The 15,740-nt window shown below is 72.5% G+C and carries 11 protein-coding genes; 4 read left to right on the forward strand and 7 right to left on the reverse strand.

Translation table 11 applies throughout. The annotated features are described in order from the left end of the window. Nucleotides 1-34 precede the first annotated feature (34 nt). The 7 genes from murD to rsmH all read right to left on the reverse strand — a co-directional run bounded on the left by murD (nt 35) and on the right by rsmH (nt 9,327). A complete protein-coding gene (gene murD / locus AB0472_RS21590) occupies nt 35-1,462 on the reverse strand; it encodes a UDP-N-acetylmuramoyl-L-alanine--D-glutamate ligase (RefSeq protein ID WP_366358081.1) in 1,428 nt (475 codons plus the stop codon). After that, the gene (mraY, locus tag AB0472_RS21595) at nt 1,444-2,514 is read right to left on the reverse strand and encodes a phospho-N-acetylmuramoyl-pentapeptide-transferase (RefSeq protein WP_093504086.1); all 1,071 of its coding nucleotides are present in this window, start codon (nt 2,512-2,514) and stop codon (nt 1,444-1,446) included. The genes murD and mraY overlap by 19 nt, the downstream gene beginning before the upstream one ends. Further along, on the reverse strand, nt 2,514-3,926 hold the full coding sequence (gene murF / locus AB0472_RS21600; protein ID WP_366358082.1) for a UDP-N-acetylmuramoyl-tripeptide--D-alanyl-D-alanine ligase: 1,413 nt from the start codon (nt 3,924-3,926) through the stop codon (nt 2,514-2,516). The genes mraY and murF overlap by 1 nt, the downstream gene beginning before the upstream one ends. A 28-nt stretch (nt 3,927-3,954) precedes the next feature. Next, on the reverse strand, nt 3,955-5,484 hold the full coding sequence (locus AB0472_RS21605; protein WP_366358101.1) for a UDP-N-acetylmuramoyl-L-alanyl-D-glutamate--2,6-diaminopimelate ligase: 1,530 nt from the start codon (nt 5,482-5,484) through the stop codon (nt 3,955-3,957). Nucleotides 5,485-5,755: 271 nt separating this feature from the next. Continuing rightward, complete coding sequence (locus AB0472_RS21610) at nt 5,756-7,747, reverse strand: penicillin-binding protein 2 (protein ID WP_366358083.1); 1,992 nt, start codon at nt 7,745-7,747, stop codon at nt 5,756-5,758. A gap of 5 nt (nt 7,748-7,752) precedes the next feature. Beyond that, nucleotides 7,753-8,337: a septum formation initiator family protein gene (locus AB0472_RS21615; RefSeq protein WP_366358084.1), complete on the reverse strand. Its 585-nt coding sequence runs from the start codon at nt 8,335-8,337 to the stop codon at nt 7,753-7,755. A gap of 33 nt (nt 8,338-8,370) precedes the next feature. Further along, a complete protein-coding gene (rsmH, locus tag AB0472_RS21620; RefSeq protein ID WP_352365974.1) occupies nt 8,371-9,327 on the reverse strand; it encodes a 16S rRNA (cytosine(1402)-N(4))-methyltransferase RsmH in 957 nt (318 codons plus the stop codon). Between the two features lie 351 nt (nt 9,328-9,678). Here rsmH and AB0472_RS21625 point away from each other — a divergent pair, with 351 nt between their 5' ends. The 4 genes from AB0472_RS21625 to AB0472_RS21640 all read left to right on the forward strand — a co-directional run bounded on the left by AB0472_RS21625 (nt 9,679) and on the right by AB0472_RS21640 (nt 15,528). Further along, nucleotides 9,679-10,227, forward strand: coding sequence for a carbonic anhydrase (locus tag AB0472_RS21625; protein ID WP_366358085.1), 549 nt, complete (start codon nt 9,679-9,681; stop codon nt 10,225-10,227). Nucleotides 10,228-10,757: 530 nt separating this feature from the next. Continuing rightward, nucleotides 10,758-11,798, forward strand: coding sequence for a MoxR family ATPase (locus AB0472_RS21630; RefSeq protein ID WP_366358086.1), 1,041 nt, complete (start codon nt 10,758-10,760; stop codon nt 11,796-11,798). Next, on the forward strand, nt 11,798-13,147 hold the full coding sequence (locus AB0472_RS21635; protein ID WP_366358087.1) for a DUF58 domain-containing protein: 1,350 nt from the start codon (nt 11,798-11,800) through the stop codon (nt 13,145-13,147). Before AB0472_RS21630 ends, AB0472_RS21635 begins: the two co-directional genes overlap by 1 nt. After that, nucleotides 13,144-15,528, forward strand: coding sequence for a DUF3488 and transglutaminase-like domain-containing protein (locus AB0472_RS21640; protein ID WP_366358088.1), 2,385 nt, complete (start codon nt 13,144-13,146; stop codon nt 15,526-15,528). Before AB0472_RS21635 ends, AB0472_RS21640 begins: the two co-directional genes overlap by 4 nt. The last annotated feature ends 212 nt before the right edge of the window (nt 15,529-15,740 follow it).

The following is a 15,740-nucleotide window of genomic DNA, read 5'->3' on the forward strand; positions in this document are numbered from 1 at the left end:
CGTCCCTCCCAAGGTCGCCCGGCAGGCGGCCGGGTCAGGCGCCGAGTTCGCGAACCGCCTGGGCGAACGCGTCACCGCGCTTGTTGTAGTTGGCGAACATGTCCATGGAGGCGCAGGCGGGGGCGAGGAGCACCGTGTCGCCTTCGACCGCAAGCCGCCGGGCCTCCTGGACCGCCGCGAGCATCGCCCCAGTGTCGGTCCGGTCGAGGTCGACGACCGGGACTTCCGGCGCGTGTCGCGCGAGGGCCTCCCGGATGAGGGCGCGATCGGCGCCGATGAGCACCGCACCGCGAAGTCGCTTTGCCGACTTGGCGACCAGTTCGTCGAAGGTCGCCCCCTTCGCCAGACCGCCCGCAATCCATACAATCGACTCATATGATGCCAACGAGGCTTCCGCCGCGTGGGTGTTGGTCGCCTTGGAGTCGTCGACATAGGCGACCCCGTCCACGTCGGCGACGTGCGCGATGCGGTGGGCGTCCGGCGTGAAGGCCCGCAGCCCGTCCCGTACGGCCGTGGGGGGTACCCCGAAGGCCCGCGCGAGGGCGGCGGCGGCAAGGGCGTTGGCGATGTTGTGCGGGGCCGGCGGGTTGACGTCGGACACCTCGGCCAGCTCCTGGGCGTTCTTCTGCCGGTTCTCGACGAAGGCACGGTCGACCAGGATGCCGTCCACGACGCCGAGTTGCGAGGGGCCCGGGGTGCCGAGGGTGAAGCCGATGGCCCGGCAGCCCTCCTCGACGTCGGCCTCGCGGACCAGGTCCTCGGTGAGCTTGTCGGCGACGTTGTAGACACAGGCGACCCGGTTGCCCTCGTAGATGCGGCCCTTGTCGGCCGCGTAGGCCTCCATCGAGCCGTGCCAGTCGAGGTGGTCGGGGGCGAGGTTCAGCACGGCCGCCGAGTGGGCGCGCAGCGAGGGCGCCCAGTGCAGCTGGTAACTGGACAGCTCCACCGCGAGGACGTCGTACTCCTCGTCGCCGAGGACCGCGTCGAGCAGCGAGACGCCGATGTTGCCGACGGCGGCCGTGCGCAGGCCCGCGGCCCTGAGGATCGACGCCAGCATCTGGACCGTGGTGGTCTTGCCGTTGGTGCCGGTGACGGCCAGCCAGGGGGCCGCCTCTCTGCCGTCCCGGCCCCGCAGCCGCCAGGCCAGCTCGACGTCGCCCCAGATCTCGATCCCGGCCGCGCGGGCCGCCTGGAACAGCGGCTTGTCCGGCTTCCAGCCGGGCGTGGTGACGATCAGTTCGGTGCCCTCCGGCAGGGTCGCGCCGTCGCCGAGCCGTACCGTGACCCCCAGGGCCTCCAGTTCGGCGGCCTGTTCACGCGCGCGTGCGTCGTCGCCGTCGTTGACGACCGTGACGACCGCCCCGCGCGCGTGCAGCACCTTGGCCGCCGGGACACCGGAGACGCCGAGCCCGGCGACGGTGACGTGCTTGCCCTGCCAGTCGGTCACTTGTCCGCTGCCCATCCTGCGTAGAAGAGTCCGAGTCCGACAATCACACAGATGCCCTGGATGATCCAGAAGCGGACCACCACAAGGACTTCGGACCAGCCCTTGAGTTCGAAGTGGTGCTGGAGCGGTGCCATCCGGAAGACGCGCTTGCCGGTGAGCCGGAAGGAGCCGACCTGGATGACGACCGACATGGTGATGAGGACGAACAGGCCGCCCATGATGGCGACGAGCAGCTCGGTGCGGGAGAGGATCGCCAGGCCCGTGAGGACACCGCCGAGGGCGAGCGAACCGGTGTCGCCCATGAAGATCTTGGCCGGCGAGGTGTTCCACCACAGAAAGCCGAGGCAGGAGCCCATCAGCGCGGAGGCGATGACCGCGAGGTCCAGCGGGTCGCGCACCTCGTAGCAGGCGTTGGGGTTGGTCAGGGTCGTCGCGTTGGCGCAGGACTCCTGGAACTGCCAGACGCCGATGAACGTGTAGGCGCCGAAGACGAGCACGGAGGCGCCGGTGGCCAGACCGTCCAGACCGTCCGTCAGGTTCACGCCGTTGGACATCGCGAGGATCATGAACAGCGCCCAGACCACGAACAGCACCGGACCGATGGTCCAGCCGAAGTCCGTGATGAACGACAGCTTGGTGGAGGCCGGGGTGTTGCCGCGGGCGTCGGCGAACTGCAGCGACAGCACCGCGAAGGAGATGCCGACGATCAGCTGCCCGGCCATCTTCGCCTTGGCCCGCAGACCGAGCGAGCGCCGCTTGACGATCTTGATGTAGTCGTCCAGGAAACCGACCAGGCCCATCCCGCACATCAGGCCGAGCACCAGCAGGCCCGAGTAGGTCGGGGTGTAGCCGGTGATCACCTTGGACAGGAAGTAGGCGGCGACCGTCGACAGGATGAAGGCGATACCGCCCATCGTCGGCGTACCGCGCTTGCTGGCGTGCTCGCGCGGGCCGTCGTCACGGATGTACTGGCCGTAGCCCTTGCGGGCGAGGAGCTTGATCAGCAGCGGGGTGCCGATCAGGGTCAGGAAGAGACCGATGACGCCCGAGAAGAGGATCTGCTTCATCATCGGGCATCAACACCCTCGGCACCGGACTCCAGGAGCGCCTGCGCAACGCTCTCCAGGCCCACCGACCGTGACGCCTTCACGAGTACGACGTCCCCCGGGCGCAACTCGCTGCGCAACAGGTCGACCGCCGCCTGTGCGTCGGACACGTGCACCGACTCCTCACCCCACGAACCCTCGTTATATGCGCCCAGTTGCAGCCAGGAGGCTTCTACTCCCCCGACGGCGACGAGCTTGCCGACATTGAGCCGGACGGCGAGCCGTCCGACCGCGTCGTGCTCGGCGAGCGCCTCGTCCCCGAGCTCGGCCATCTTGCCGAGCACCGCCCACGTGCGGCGCCCCGTGCCCATGGCCGCGAGCGCGCGCAGCGCGGCTCGCATGGACTCGGGGTTGGCGTTGTAGGCGTCGTTGACGATGGTCACGCCGTCCGGGCGCTCGGTGACCTCCATACGCCAGCGGGAGAGGGAGCCCGCCTCGGAGAGCGCGAGGGCGATCTCTTCCGCGGACATGCCCAGCTCATGGGCGACGGCGGCCGCGGCGAGCGCGTTCGACACGTGGTGCTCACCGTACAGGCGCATGGTCACATCGCTTGCACCGGAGGGTGTGTGAAGGCTGAACGCGGGCTGTCCCGTGTCCGTGAGTCGTACGTTCTCGGCCCGTACGTCCGCTTCGGCCGACTCTCCGAAAAGGACCACCTTCGCCTTGGTACGGGAGGCCATGGCCCGCACCAGCGGGTCGTCCGCGTTGAGGACGGCGACCCCGCCGTCCTCGGCCGCGGGCAGTGCCTCCACCAACTCGCCCTTCGCCTGGGCGATCTGCTCCCGGCCGCCGAACTCGCCGATGTGGGCGGTGCCGACGTTCAGGACCAGACCGACCTTCGGGGGCGTCAGACCGGTGAGGTAGCGGATGTGGCCGATGCCGCGGGCGCCCATCTCCAGCACCAGGAACCGGGTCTCCTCGGTGGCCGACAGGGCGGTCAGCGGCAGCCCGATCTCGTTGTTGAGCGAGCCGGGCGTGAAGACGGTCGGCGCCTTGGTGCGCAGCACCTGGGCGATGAGGTCCTTGGTGCTGGTCTTGCCGGCCGAGCCGGTCAGCGCCACGAGGGTCGCGCCGAGCCGTCGTACGACATGACGCGCGAGGGCGCCGAGGGCGGTCTGGACGTCGTCCACGACGATCGCGGGCACGCCGACGGGGCGCGACGCCAGGACGGCGACCGCGCCGGCGGCCACGACCTGCCGGGCGTAGTCGTGGCCGTCCACGCGTTCGCCCACGAAGGCCGCGAACAGGCTGCCCGGCCCCGCTTCGCGGGAGTCCCGGACGACCTCCCCGGTGACCTGGACGGACGGATCCGGTATGTCGTGCGTCTGCCCGCCGACGACTTCTGCGATCTCGGCGAGAGAGAGGGCGATCACAAGTTCATCCCCTGGGTCTTCTGGATTTTCATCCCTGGGTTTTCCGGATGGCTTCGCGGAGGACCTGGCGGTCGTCGAAGGGACGGATCACGCCGGCGATGTCCTGGCCCTGCTCGTGGCCCTTGCCCGCGACCAGCACGGTGTCGCCGGGGTGCGCGCGGGCGACGGCGGCCTCGATCGCGGCGGCCCGGTCCTCGAAGAGGAGCACCTCGCCGCGCTCGTGGGCGGGCACCGAGGCGGCGCCCTCGAGCATGGTCGCGAGGATGGCGAGAGGGTCCTCGGAGCGGGGGTTGTCCGAGGTCAGCACGGCGATGTCGGCGAGCCGGGCCGCGGCGGCGCCCATCGGGGCCCGTTTGGTCCGGTCGCGGTCCCCGCCGCATCCGAGGACGATGTGCAGCCGGCCCTTGGTGACCTTGCGCAGCGCCCTGAGGACCGACTCGACGGCGTCCGTCTTGTGGGCGTAGTCGACGACCGCGAGGTAGGGCTGCCCGGCGTCCACGCGTTCGAGGCGGCCCGGCACGCCCGGCACGGCGGCGATGCCGTCGGCGGCGGCCTGCGGGTCGAGCCCGGCCGCGGCGAGGGCGGCGATCGCGGCGAGGGTGTTCGCCACGTTGAAGGGGCCCGGCAGCGGCGACTTGGCGGCGATCCGGACGCCCTCGGGCCCGACGACGGTGAACGTCGAGTCCATCGGGCCGACGTGCACGTCCGCGGCGCGCCAGTCGGCGTCGGGGTGGCCCTCCGCGGAGTAGGTGACGACCGGGACGGTGGCCTCCCTGGCGAGCCGGCGGCCGTACTCGTCGTCGACGTTGACCACACCCCGTCTGCTGCGCGCCGGGGTGAACAGCTGTGCCTTGGCCCGGAAGTAGTCCTCCATGTCGGAGTGGAACTCCATGTGTTCCGGGCTGAGGTTGGTGAAGACGGCGATGTCGAAGACGCAGCCGTCGACCCGGCCGAGGACCAGCGCGTGGCTGGAGACCTCCATGGCGACCGCCTCGACCTCGCGCTCGCGCATCACGGCGAACAGGGCCTGGAGGTCGGTGGCCTCGGGGGTGGTGCGCTCGGACTTGATGCGCTCGTCGCCGATGCGCATCTCGACGGTGCCGATGAGACCGGTGCTGTGCGCGGTCCTCAGGCCGCCCTCGACCAGGTAGGCCGTGGTGGTCTTGCCCGAGGTGCCGGTGATGCCGATCTGGAGCAGGTCGCGGCCCGGCCGACCGTAGATGGTGGCCGCCAGCTCGCCCATCCGCCCGCGCGGGTCGTCGACGACCAGGACCGGCAGGCCGGTCTCGGCGGCGCGCTCGGCGCCGGCCGGGTCGGTCAGCACGGCGACTGCGCCGAGACCGGCGGCCTGCGCGGCGAAGTCCGCGCCGTGCAGCCGGGCGCCCGGCAGGGCGGCGTACAGGTCGCCGGGGCGGACCGCGCGCGAGTCATGGGTGATGCCCGTGACCTCGACGGCGCCGGCCGCGGGTTCCGGCGTGGCGGCACCCAGCTGATCGGCGAGCTCCGCGAGGGGTGTTGCGGAGACATGAACCGGCCTGGGCGGCCCCGGATATGTCACGGAAGCGCCCTTCTGGGTGGTTTGGGAGTGATCGGCGTGTGGCACGGCGGTGAGCGTACCGGGCGCACCTGCCTGTGGGCTAAAAAGGGGCCCGCTCGCAGCGCGGTCCTGCGCGGGTGGTGGCGGGCTGTGGGCACCTCCCAGCGACAGCTCGGGGAGGGTGGGCGAGGGACTCGGCATCCCGTGGTTCCCGGGATCGGGGGTGATCGTTGTCACGAGCTCGTTCCTGGTGGTCTGTGCGAGGTGCTGAGGTCCTGAGGTGCGGTGCTGATCAGGGCTTGTAGTCGACGGGCAGGTTCGCCGCCTTGGCGCCGGTCGGCGGGATCTGCAGGGTCTTGAGGGCGAACTCCATCACCTGCTTGTAGATCGGGCCGCAGATCTGGCCGCCGAAGTAGCTGCCGGCGGTGGCGTTCTGGATGGCGCAGTAGACCGTGATGCGGGGCTTGTCGGCGGGTGCGAAGCCGGCGAACGACGAGGTGTAGCCGCGGTACCTGCCGGTGGCCGGATCCACTCGGTTGGCGGTACCGGTCTTACCCGCGACGTTGTACCCCGGAATGGCCGCCTTGGCGCCGGTGCCCTGCTCGTCGTCCACGACGGACTCCAGCATCTCGGCCAGGGTCTTCGCCGTCTTCTGACTGATCACACGGGTCTTCCTGGGCTGGCCGACCGGGGTGAAGCGGCCGTCGGCACCCTTGGCGCCGCGCACCAGGGTCGGCTCGACGCGGACTCCGCCGTTGGCGATCGTCGAGTAGACGGAGGCCGCCTGCATGGCGTTGATGGAGAAGCCCTGGCCGAAAGGAATCGTGTACTGCTGCGAGGTCGACCACTTGGCCGGGGCGGCCAGGATGCCCCTGGTCTCGCCGGGGAAGCCCAGCCCGGAGTAGCTGCCGATGCCGAACTTGCGCAGGTACGAGTAGAGGACCTGGTTGGCCTGTTCCTGGGTCCTGCCCAGCTGGCCGGTGGCGAGGATGGTGCCGATGTTGCTGGACTTGGCGAGCACGCCGTTGAGCGTGAGGTACCAGGTGGCGTGGTCGACGTCGTCCTTGAAGAGCCGGTCGCCGCGGTGCAGCCGGTTGGGCACCACCACGTGCGTGAGCGGGGTGGCGGCGTTCTCCTCCAGGACGGCCGCCATCGACATCACCTTGGCGGTGGAGCCGGGCTCGTAGGCGTCCTGGACGGCCGCGTTGCCCATCGCGTCGGCGTCGGCCGTCGACAGGTCGTTCGGGTCGAAGCCGGGCGAGTCGGCCATCGCCAGGATCTGCCCGGTCTGCGTGTCCTGGACGACCACGTAGCCCCGGTCCGCCTTGGACTTCTTGACCTGCTCGGTGATGGCGTTCTGCGCGGCCCACTGGATGTCCCGGTCGATGGTCAGCTCGACGTCGGAGCCGGGCACGGCCGGGGTCTCGGTGGAGCCCGCGGTGGGCACCTCGCGGCCGCCGGACTGGGCGTAGCGGATCTTGCCGTCCTTGCCGGTCAGCTCCTTGTCGAGCTGCTGCTCGATGCCGCCGCCGCCCTTGCCGTCGGCGTTGACCCAGCCCAGTATCCCGGCGGCCAGGTCGCCGTTGGGGTACACGCGCTGGCTGCTCGGGTCGGCGAAGACGCCGGCCAGCACGTTGACGGTGTTGCCGTCGGTCGTGGCCTTGGCGGTGAGCGCGGCCTTCAGATCCTTGATCTGCTTCCAGACCTGCGGGGTCTGCCGGGTGGCGAGCCGGACGTAGCGCAGGTCCTTGTTCGCGGGCCGCAGCAGCTTGACGAGGTCGGCCTGGCTCCGGCCGAGGATCGGGGCGAGCAGCGCGGCGGCCTGCTCGGGTCCGTCGGACACCTTGAGCTGCTTGCTCGTGAACATCGTGGGGTCGGCGGTGATGTCGTACGCGTCCTCGCTGATCGCCAGCGCCACGCCGTTGCGGTCGGTGATCCCGCCGCGCTCGGCGGCCAGGGTGTGCACGACGTACCGGTTCTGCTCGGCCTTGGCCGCGTACGCGCTGGCGTCGACGGCCTGGACCTGGAGCAGGCGGCCGACGAAGACCATCAGCACCAGGGTCAGGGCGAGGCCGACCATGCGCAGCCGGGGGCGGGGGCTGCCGAGCCGCAGAGCGGGTGCGGCGGGGGGGCGGGGTCCGCCCGGGCGGCGGACGGGGCGGGCGCCGGGACCGGGAGCGGACCGGCTCCGGACGGCGCCCCGGGGGTCCCGGGGGCGGGGCGGCTTGGCGGGGCCGGGCACGCGGCGGCGCGGCGGCTGCCTGTTTCCAGAAGTGTCGGGCACTTCCGTCACCTGCCGGGGGTCGTGGTCGGGGCCGTACCGGGCGTGAGGGCCGGGGTGGGCGTCGGTTCGGCCGGCGTCACCGGCGCGGAGGCCGCGGAAGCCGTCACCGGCACGGAGTCGGTGGGTGCCGTCACCGGCACGGAGCCGGTGGGCGGCGGGGCGGGTGCGCCGGCGGACCGGGTGCCGAGCGCCTCGGGGGCGGGCGGCACGGTGGTCTGCCGGAGGGCGGCGGGGCTGGGGACGCCCTGCACGGTGCCGTCCGGGCCGAGGAAGACCGGGTCGCCGCCGGGGACCATGCCGAGCTCGCGGGCGCGGCGCTGCAGGGCGTCGGGGGCGGAGTAGGCGTCGATGTCCCGCTGCAGCGCCTGTTCCTCGTCGGTGAGGTTCTTCGTCCGCTTCTGCAGGTCGTCGAGTTTGAACGAGCCTTCGCTGAGCGCCGAGTTCAGCACCAGCAGGCCGATCAGGCCGCCGCCGAGGAGCAGGACGACGAGCAGGACGAACGGGGTGCGGGCGGCCTGGCGGGCACGGCCGGCCGGCAAGAGCCGGGCGAGCCGGGCCGCCCGCCCACGCAACTCGGGTTTCCTACTCACGTGTCCTCCGGTGGGTCCGGAAACCCCGCTCGCTCACTCGGCTTCCTCCCTGATGCGCTGGGCTCCCCGAAGACGCGCCGGGGCGGCCCGGCGGTTCTCGGCGACCTCTTCCTCGGTGGGAAGTTCGGCACCGCGCGTGAGCAGCTTGAGCCGGGGCTGGTACTGCTCGGGCACGACCGGCAGCCCGGGCGGCGCGGTGGTGGCGGCGCCGGCCGCGAACACCTGCTTGACGAGGCGGTCCTCGAGCGAGTGGTACGACAGCACGGCGATCCGGCCGCCGACCGCGAGGGCCTTCACGGCGGCCGGGATCGCCCTTTCCAGGACGGCGAGTTCGCCGTTGACCTCGATGCGCAGCGCCTGGAAGGTGCGCTTGGCCGGGTTGCCGCCGGTGCGCTTGGCGGCCTGCGGCAGCGCGTCGCGGATCAGCTCGACGAGCCGGGCGCTGTTGCTGAACGGCTCCTTCTCGCGCTCCCGGACGATCGCCGAGACGATCCGCTTGGCCTGCTTCTCCTCGCCGTACTGGAACAGCACGCGGACGAGGTCGCCGGCCGGGTAGGTGTTGAGGACCTCCGCGGCGCTGATGCCGGTCGACTGGTCCATGCGCATGTCCAGGGGCGCGTCCTGGGCGTAGGCGAAGCCCCGGTCGGCCTCGTCGAGTTGCATGGAGGAGACGCCGAGGTCGAAGAGGACGCCCTGCACGCGCGCGATGCCGAGGCGTTCGAGTACGGCGGGCAGCTCGTCGTAGACGGCGTGCACGAGGGTGGCGCGGTCGCCGAAGGGGGCGAGCCGCTCACCGGACAGGCGCAGGGCCTCCTTGTCGCGGTCCAGGGCGACCAGGCGGGCCTCGGGGAAGCGGGTCAGCAGCGCCTCGCTGTGGCCGCCGAGGCCGAGGGTGCAGTCGACGACCACGCTGCCCGGCCGCTCCAGGGCGGGTGCCAGCAGATCCAGGCACCGCTGGAGCATCACCGGGACGTGTCGACTCTGGCTCAAGGGGGCCTCTCAGGTCCGGCACGGGGACGCACCGCCGGGTCCCCGCCCGCTCGGTACGCGCACCGCGCACGTGGGGAGACGGCCCGGGTGTGCCGGGGTCTCCAGGGGATTTCACCAGCGGGGAGAGCCTCGCCTCCCGCTTCGCGTCACTTTAGTCCACCGTGTCGCGCGGTCAATCAACCGGCCTGCGCGGCGCGTACGGCGTCCGGGCCGGGGCGGGGATTCACCGGGAATCACCCGTGCGGACGCGCTTTGCCCTCCGTGTGGGTTAGCTCACAACAAGCCACGATGACGTTCTTTGTCACCTCTCACAGGAGGCCGTGACCACACGTGACCAGTAACGTCATGACTATGACGACTTCCGCAGCAGTTCCCACTGGATCCGAAGGCGCCATAACCACGGACGGCACCGTGACGGACCGCCTGGTCGACGCCAACCGGACCTACGCGTCCGCCTTCACCGACCCCGGCATGGACGCCCGGCCCGTGCTGCACGTGGCCGTGGTGGCCTGCATGGACGCCCGCCTCGACCTGCACAAGGCGCTCGGCCTGCAGCTCGGCGACTGCCACACCATCCGCAACGCCGGTGGCGTGGTCACCGACGACGTGATCCGCTCCCTCACCATCAGCCAGCGCAAGCTCGGCACCCGCAGCATCGTGCTGATCCATCACACCGGCTGCGGTCTGGAGGCCCTCACCGAGGACTTCCGGTCCGAGCTGGAGATGGAGGTCGGCCAGCGCCCGGCCTGGGCGGTGGAGTCCTTCCGGGACGTCGACCAGGACGTACGGCAGTCCATGCAGCGGGTGCGCACCTCGCCGTTCCTGCAGCACACCGACGACGTGCGCGGCTTCGTCTTCGACGTCCGCACCGGCCTGCTCCGCGAGATAGACCCGGCCTGACCGGGACCCCACCGGGCCGACCGCCTCGGCCCGGCCACCGCGGACCACCGGCGGCGCGGGCCGTCCGCGCCGCCTCGTCACCGGGCCGACGGGCCGTGGCGATCCGCTCCGGCCCGGTCCCCCGGCCCGGCCGGCCCGCTCGTCGCGGGGCCGGCGGTCCGCGTCACCCCGCGCCGCCCGACCGCTTCGGCACGGTCGCCTCGGCCGCCCCGCCCCGGTCACCTGGCGGCGCGACCGGCCGCGCCGCCACCCGCAGATCCGGTCGCCCCACCCCCTCCGGACCGACCGTGCTCCCCGGAACGCGACCGCCGTAAGCTGTCGGCTCCCTGTCGAATAGGCGGCCGAAAGGCCGCAAGACCGACATACTGCGGGCAGTTGTCCACAGGCGAGTGACACGAATCGGTAACGGCAGCAAGAATGCGGTGTGAGACGTCGCGCGGAACCATTCACGCGTGGTGTCCGTGATTCGGGGTGGGCCGGTTGTGCGAGACGACGCGCCGGCCGGGCAATGACGGGCCGAGGAGGGCCGGGTGACGACCTATGACGATCGAGCGAGCCTCACTGATCTGACCGCAACTGTGGAGCGGGTCCGCAGTTCGGTGGAGGGTGTGATCGAGGGCAAGCCCGAGGTCGTACGGCTTTCGCTGACCGTGCTGCTCGCCGAGGGGCATCTTCTGATCGAGGACGTCCCGGGCGTGGGCAAGACGATGCTGGCGAAGGCGTTGGCGCGGTCCATCGACTGCACGGTGCGGCGTATCCAGTTCACGCCCGACCTGCTGCCGTCGGACATCACCGGCGTGTCCATCTGGGACCAGCAGCGCCGGGACTTCGAGTTCAAGCCGGGCGCGATCTTCGCGCAGATCGTGATCGGCGACGAGATCAACCGCGCCTCGCCCAAGACCCAGTCCGCGCTGCTGGAGTCGATGGAGGAGCGGCAGGTCACCATCGACGGGCAGACCTACGAACTGCCCAGCCCCTTCATGGTCGTGGCGACCCAGAACCCGGTCGAGATGGAGGGCACCTACCCGCTGCCCGAGGCGCAGCGCGACCGCTTCATGGCCCGTGTCTCGGTGGGCTACCCCAGTGTGGAGGCCGAGTTGCAGATGCTCGACATCCACGGCGCGGTCAACCCGCTCGACGACCTCCAGCCGGTGGCGCACGCCCATGACGTCGTGAAGCTGATCGAGGCCGTGCGCGGGGTGCACGTCGCCGAGCCGGTCCGCAGGTACGCGGTGGACCTGGTCGCCGCCACCCGCACCCACCCCGACCTCAGACTCGGCGCCTCACCGCGGGCGACGCTGCACCTGCTGCGCGCGGCGAAGGCGTCCGCCGCCCTGAGCGGCCGGGAGTACGCGCTGCCGGACGACGTGCAGGCGCTCGCCGTGGCGGTCCTGGCGCACCGGCTGCTGCCCACCGCGCAGGCCCAGCTCAACCGGCGCACCGCGGAGCAGGTCGTGCAGGAGATCCTGCAGTCCACCCCGGTGCCCGCGGCCCCCCAGCAGCAGCCCGGCCTCGGCGGTCTGGGCCGGGGCGTGCCGGCCTATCCCCAGCAGCCCCCGCGGAGTCTGTGATGGGTGCTCCGGCGGAGGCCGACCGCGGGGAGACGGGCGGGTTCCGCACGGCCCTGGCCGGGCTGACCACCCGCGGCCGCTCCTTCCTCGCGGCCGGCATCGCGGCGGTGATCTGCGCGTACATCCTCGGCCAGGGGGACCTGCGCCGGGTCGGGCTGCTGCTCGCCGTGCTGCCGCTGCTCTGCGCGGCCGTGCTGCACCGCACCCGCTACCGGGTGGCGGGCAGCCGCCGGCTCTCCCCCGGGCGGGTGCCGGCCGGCAGCGAGGCCCGGGTGCACCTGCGGATGGACAACGTCTCGCGGCTGCCGACCGGCCTGCTGATGCTCCAGGACCGGGTGCCCTACGTCCTCGGCCCGCGCCCCCGCTTCGTCCTGGACCGGGTGGAGCCGGGCGGCCGCCGCGAGGTGTCCTACCGGGTCCGCTCGGACCTGCGCGGCCGCTATCCGCTGGGCCCGCTCCAGCTGCGCCTGACCGACCCGTTCGGCATGTGCGAACTGACCCGCTCCTTCTCCGCCTTCGACACCCTGACCGTCATCCCGAAGGTCGAGCCGCTGCCGCCGATCCGGCTCAGCGGCGAGGCGAAGGGGTACGGCGACGGGCGGCAGCGTTCGCTGGCCCTGGCGGGCGAGGACGACGTGATCCCGCGCGGTTACCGCCACGGCGACGACCTGCGCCGGGTGCACTGGCGCTCCACCGCCCGCTACGGCGAGCTGATGGTGCGCCGCGAGGAGCAGCCGCAGCGCGCCCGCTGCACGGTCCTCCTCGACACCCGGGGCGGCGCCTACGAAGGAGCGGGCCCGGACTCGGCGTTCGAGTGGGCGGTGTCCGGTGCCGCCTCGGTCCTGGTGCACATGCTCGAACGCGGCTTCTCCGTCCGGCTGTTGACGGACACCGGCAGTTCGGTGCCCGGCGAGGGAGCCGAGGGTTTCGCGGGCACCGGTCAGGAGTCGGCGGAGGCGGCCGGGCTGATGATGGACACCCTGGCGGTGATCGACCACTCCGACGGCACGGGCCTGTCCCGCGCCTACGACGTGCTGCGCGGCGGGAACGAGGGGCTGCTGGTGGCCTTCCTCGGCGACCTCGACGAGGAACAGGCGACGGTGGCCGCGAGGATGCGCCGGCGCAGCGGCGGTGCCGTGGCCTTCGTGCTGGACCCGGACACCTGGGTCAGGGAGCCGACCGACGTGCCCGCCCCCGGCAACGCCCACGAGGAGCGGCTGCGGATGCTGCGCGAGGCCGGCTGGACGGCCGTCAGCGTGCCACGCGGCGCCGGTGTGGCCGAGCTGTGGCGGCAGGCCGACCGGGAGCGCACCGGATCGGCCGCGCTGAGCGGGGAGGCATGGCGATGAGCGGACGCGCCCGGCTCGCCCTCACCGCGGCGGCGGCGACGCTGATGGCGTCCTGCGCGCTGCTGCCCCTGGTCTCCCCGGTGACCTGGCTGTTCCAGGCGGCGTTCCTGCTGGCGGTCCAGACGGGCGTGGGCGCGGCCGCCCGGCGGGTGCCGCTGGCCCGGCCGCTGACCGTGGCCGCGCAGGCCCTGGCCACGCTGCTGATGCTGACCGTGGTCTGCGCCCGGAGCCACGCGATCGCCGGGGTGGTCCCCGGCCCTGACACCTTCCGGTACCTCGGCGACCTGCTTCAGCAGGGCTCGGACGACGTCAGCCGGTACGCGATACCCGCGCCGCTGACGCCCGGCATCCGGCTGATGGTGATCGGCGGGGTCCTGGTCGTCGGGCTGGTCGTGGACACCCTCGCGGTGACCTTCCGCAGCGCGGCCCCGGCGGGGCTGCCGCTGCTCGCGCTCTACTCCGTGGCGGCGGGCCTGTCCGACGGGCCGACCGACTGGCTGTGGTTCCTGGTGGCGGCGGCCGGTTATCTGATGCTGCTGCTCGCCGAGGGCCGCGACCGGCTCTCGCAGTGGGGCCGGGTGTTCGGCGGGGGCGCGCGCACCGCGGGCGTCATGGAGAGCAGCGCGGTGGCCCCGGTGCGCACCGGGCGCCGGATCGGTTTCGCCGTGCTGGGCCTCGCCCTGTTCGTGCCGTTCGTGATGCCCTCCATCGAGGGCGGCCTGCTGGACGGCGCCGGGACCGGGGTCGGCGTGGGCAACGGGAACGGCGGCACGATCTCCGCGGTCAACCCGCTGGTGTCGCTGCGGGACAGCCTCAACGTGGACGAGGACCGCCAGGTGCTGTCCGTGCGGACCAGCAACGACGACGTCTCCGACCTGTACCTGCGGATCGTCTCCCTGGACGACTTCGACGGCACCACCTGGAAGCCGGCCCAGCGGCACATCACCGGCGTGCCGGACAGGTTCCCGACCCCGGCGGGGCTGGGCGCCGACGTCAGGCGGACGACGGTGAGGTCGACGATCGCGGCCGCCGACTGGTACGCGCAGGACTGGCTGCCGATGCCGTACCCGCCGAGCGGGGTGAAGGTGGCCGGCACCTGGCGCTACGAGCCGGTCGGGATGACCCTCGTCGGCGACCACGGGCAGAGCACGCGCGGTGAGACCTACCAGGTCACCAGCCTGGACGTGCAGCCGACGGCGGAGCAGCTGGCCGCGGCGCCCGAGGCCTCGGCGGCGATGAAGAAGGAGTACACCAAGGTGCCCTCCTCGCTGCCGTCGGTGGTGGCGCAGACGGCGAAGGAGGTCACCGCGGGCTCGTCGAACCACTACGAGGAGGCGGTCAAGCTCCAGGACTACTTCGCGGTGACGGGCGGCTTCCAGTACGACACCCAGGTGGAGGTCGGCCGGGGGGAGGGCGCGATCGCGAACTTCCTGAAGCAGAAGCGCGGTTTCTGCGTGCACTTCTCCTTCGCGATGGCCGCGATGGCCCGGACGCTGGGCATCCCGGCCCGGGTCGCGGTGGGCTTCGCACCGGGCACCCCGCAGGCCGACGGCACGGTGTCGGTGGGCCTGAAGGACGCGCACGCCTGGCCGGAGCTGTACTTCGAGGGCGTGGGCTGGACCCGCTTCGAGCCGACCCCGACCCGGGGTACGACCCCGTCGTACACGGTGTCGCAGACGCCCGGCTCCTCGGTGCCGGACGAGACGCTGCCCTCCAAGGGCGCCTCGGCGGCGCCGTCGGCCTCGGCCTCGCAGAGCGAGAGCTGCCCGCCGCAGCTGCGCAGGCAGGACGCCTGCGCCGGCCCGTCGGCGGCGGCCGTGGTGCAGAGCGGCGACGGCGGCCCGCCGTGGTGGCAGCTGGCGCTGTGGGCGCTCGGTGGTCTCGCCGTCCTGGCGGTGCCGCTGTCACCGATGCTGTACCGGCTGCGGGCGCGGGCGGTCCGGCTCGGGGCGCACGACCGCACGCCCTCGGGCATGGCGGCGCACACGCTGGCGGTCTGGCTGGAACTGACCGACACGGCCTGGGACTTCGGCATCCTTCCGGACGAGTCGCAGACCCCGCGCAACGCGGCCGCCCGGATCGTCCGGCTCGGCCGTCTCGATCCGGCCACCGCGGCCTCGGTGCACCGGGTGGCGGACGCGGTCGAACAGGTGCTGTACGCGCCACGGCCGCGTCCGGCGGCGGGTCTCGCGGACGAGGTCCGGCGGGTGTCGGCCGCGTTCAACGGCACGGCCGGGGCCTCCGCGCGCCTGCGGGCCCTGTTCGCTCCGCGGTCGAGCGTGCGCGCGGTGTGGGCGGCGTCGGCGGCCCGGTCCCGGCTGCGGGAGCGGTTGGCCGCGGCCAGGCCGACCCTGCGCAAGCCGTCGGAGCAGGAAGGCTGAGGTAGGCCGGAGCAGGGTGGGGACGCTTACCGGCGCTCGCAGGGTGCCTCCCCCAGCCTTCGGGCCGGGGGACCCCCAGCGGCACGACTGCCCGCAGCGATGTGGCTGGTCGCGCGGTTCCCCGCGCCCCTGAGTCTGGAAGTCCAGGTCGGTGTTGGCGAACCCGCTCTGCGCCCAGTGCTCCGCGACGACGACGTCCGCCGCCTGCGGCT

Source organism: Streptomyces sp. NPDC086777 (assembly GCF_040702065.1).
In the GTDB taxonomy this organism is placed as follows: domain Bacteria; phylum Actinomycetota; class Actinomycetes; order Streptomycetales; family Streptomycetaceae; genus Streptomyces.

Bases quoted from the DNA above. Each gene is read 5' to 3' on its own strand.
- AB0472_RS21625 (WP_366358085.1), top strand. From the start codon at position 9,679: ATGACGACTTCCGCAGCAGTTCCCACTGGATCCGAAGGCGCCATAACC.
- mraY (WP_093504086.1), bottom strand. From the start codon at position 2,514: ATGAAGCAGATCCTCTTCTCGGGCGTCATCGGTCTCTTCCTGACCCTG.
- AB0472_RS21640 (WP_366358088.1), top strand. From the start codon at position 13,144: ATGAGCGGACGCGCCCGGCTCGCCCTCACCGCGGCGGCGGCGACGCTG.
- murD (WP_366358081.1), bottom strand. From the start codon at position 1,462: ATGGGCAGCGGACAAGTGACCGACTGGCAGGGCAAGCACGTCACCGTC.
- AB0472_RS21635 (WP_366358087.1), top strand. From the start codon at position 11,798: ATGGGTGCTCCGGCGGAGGCCGACCGCGGGGAGACGGGCGGGTTCCGC.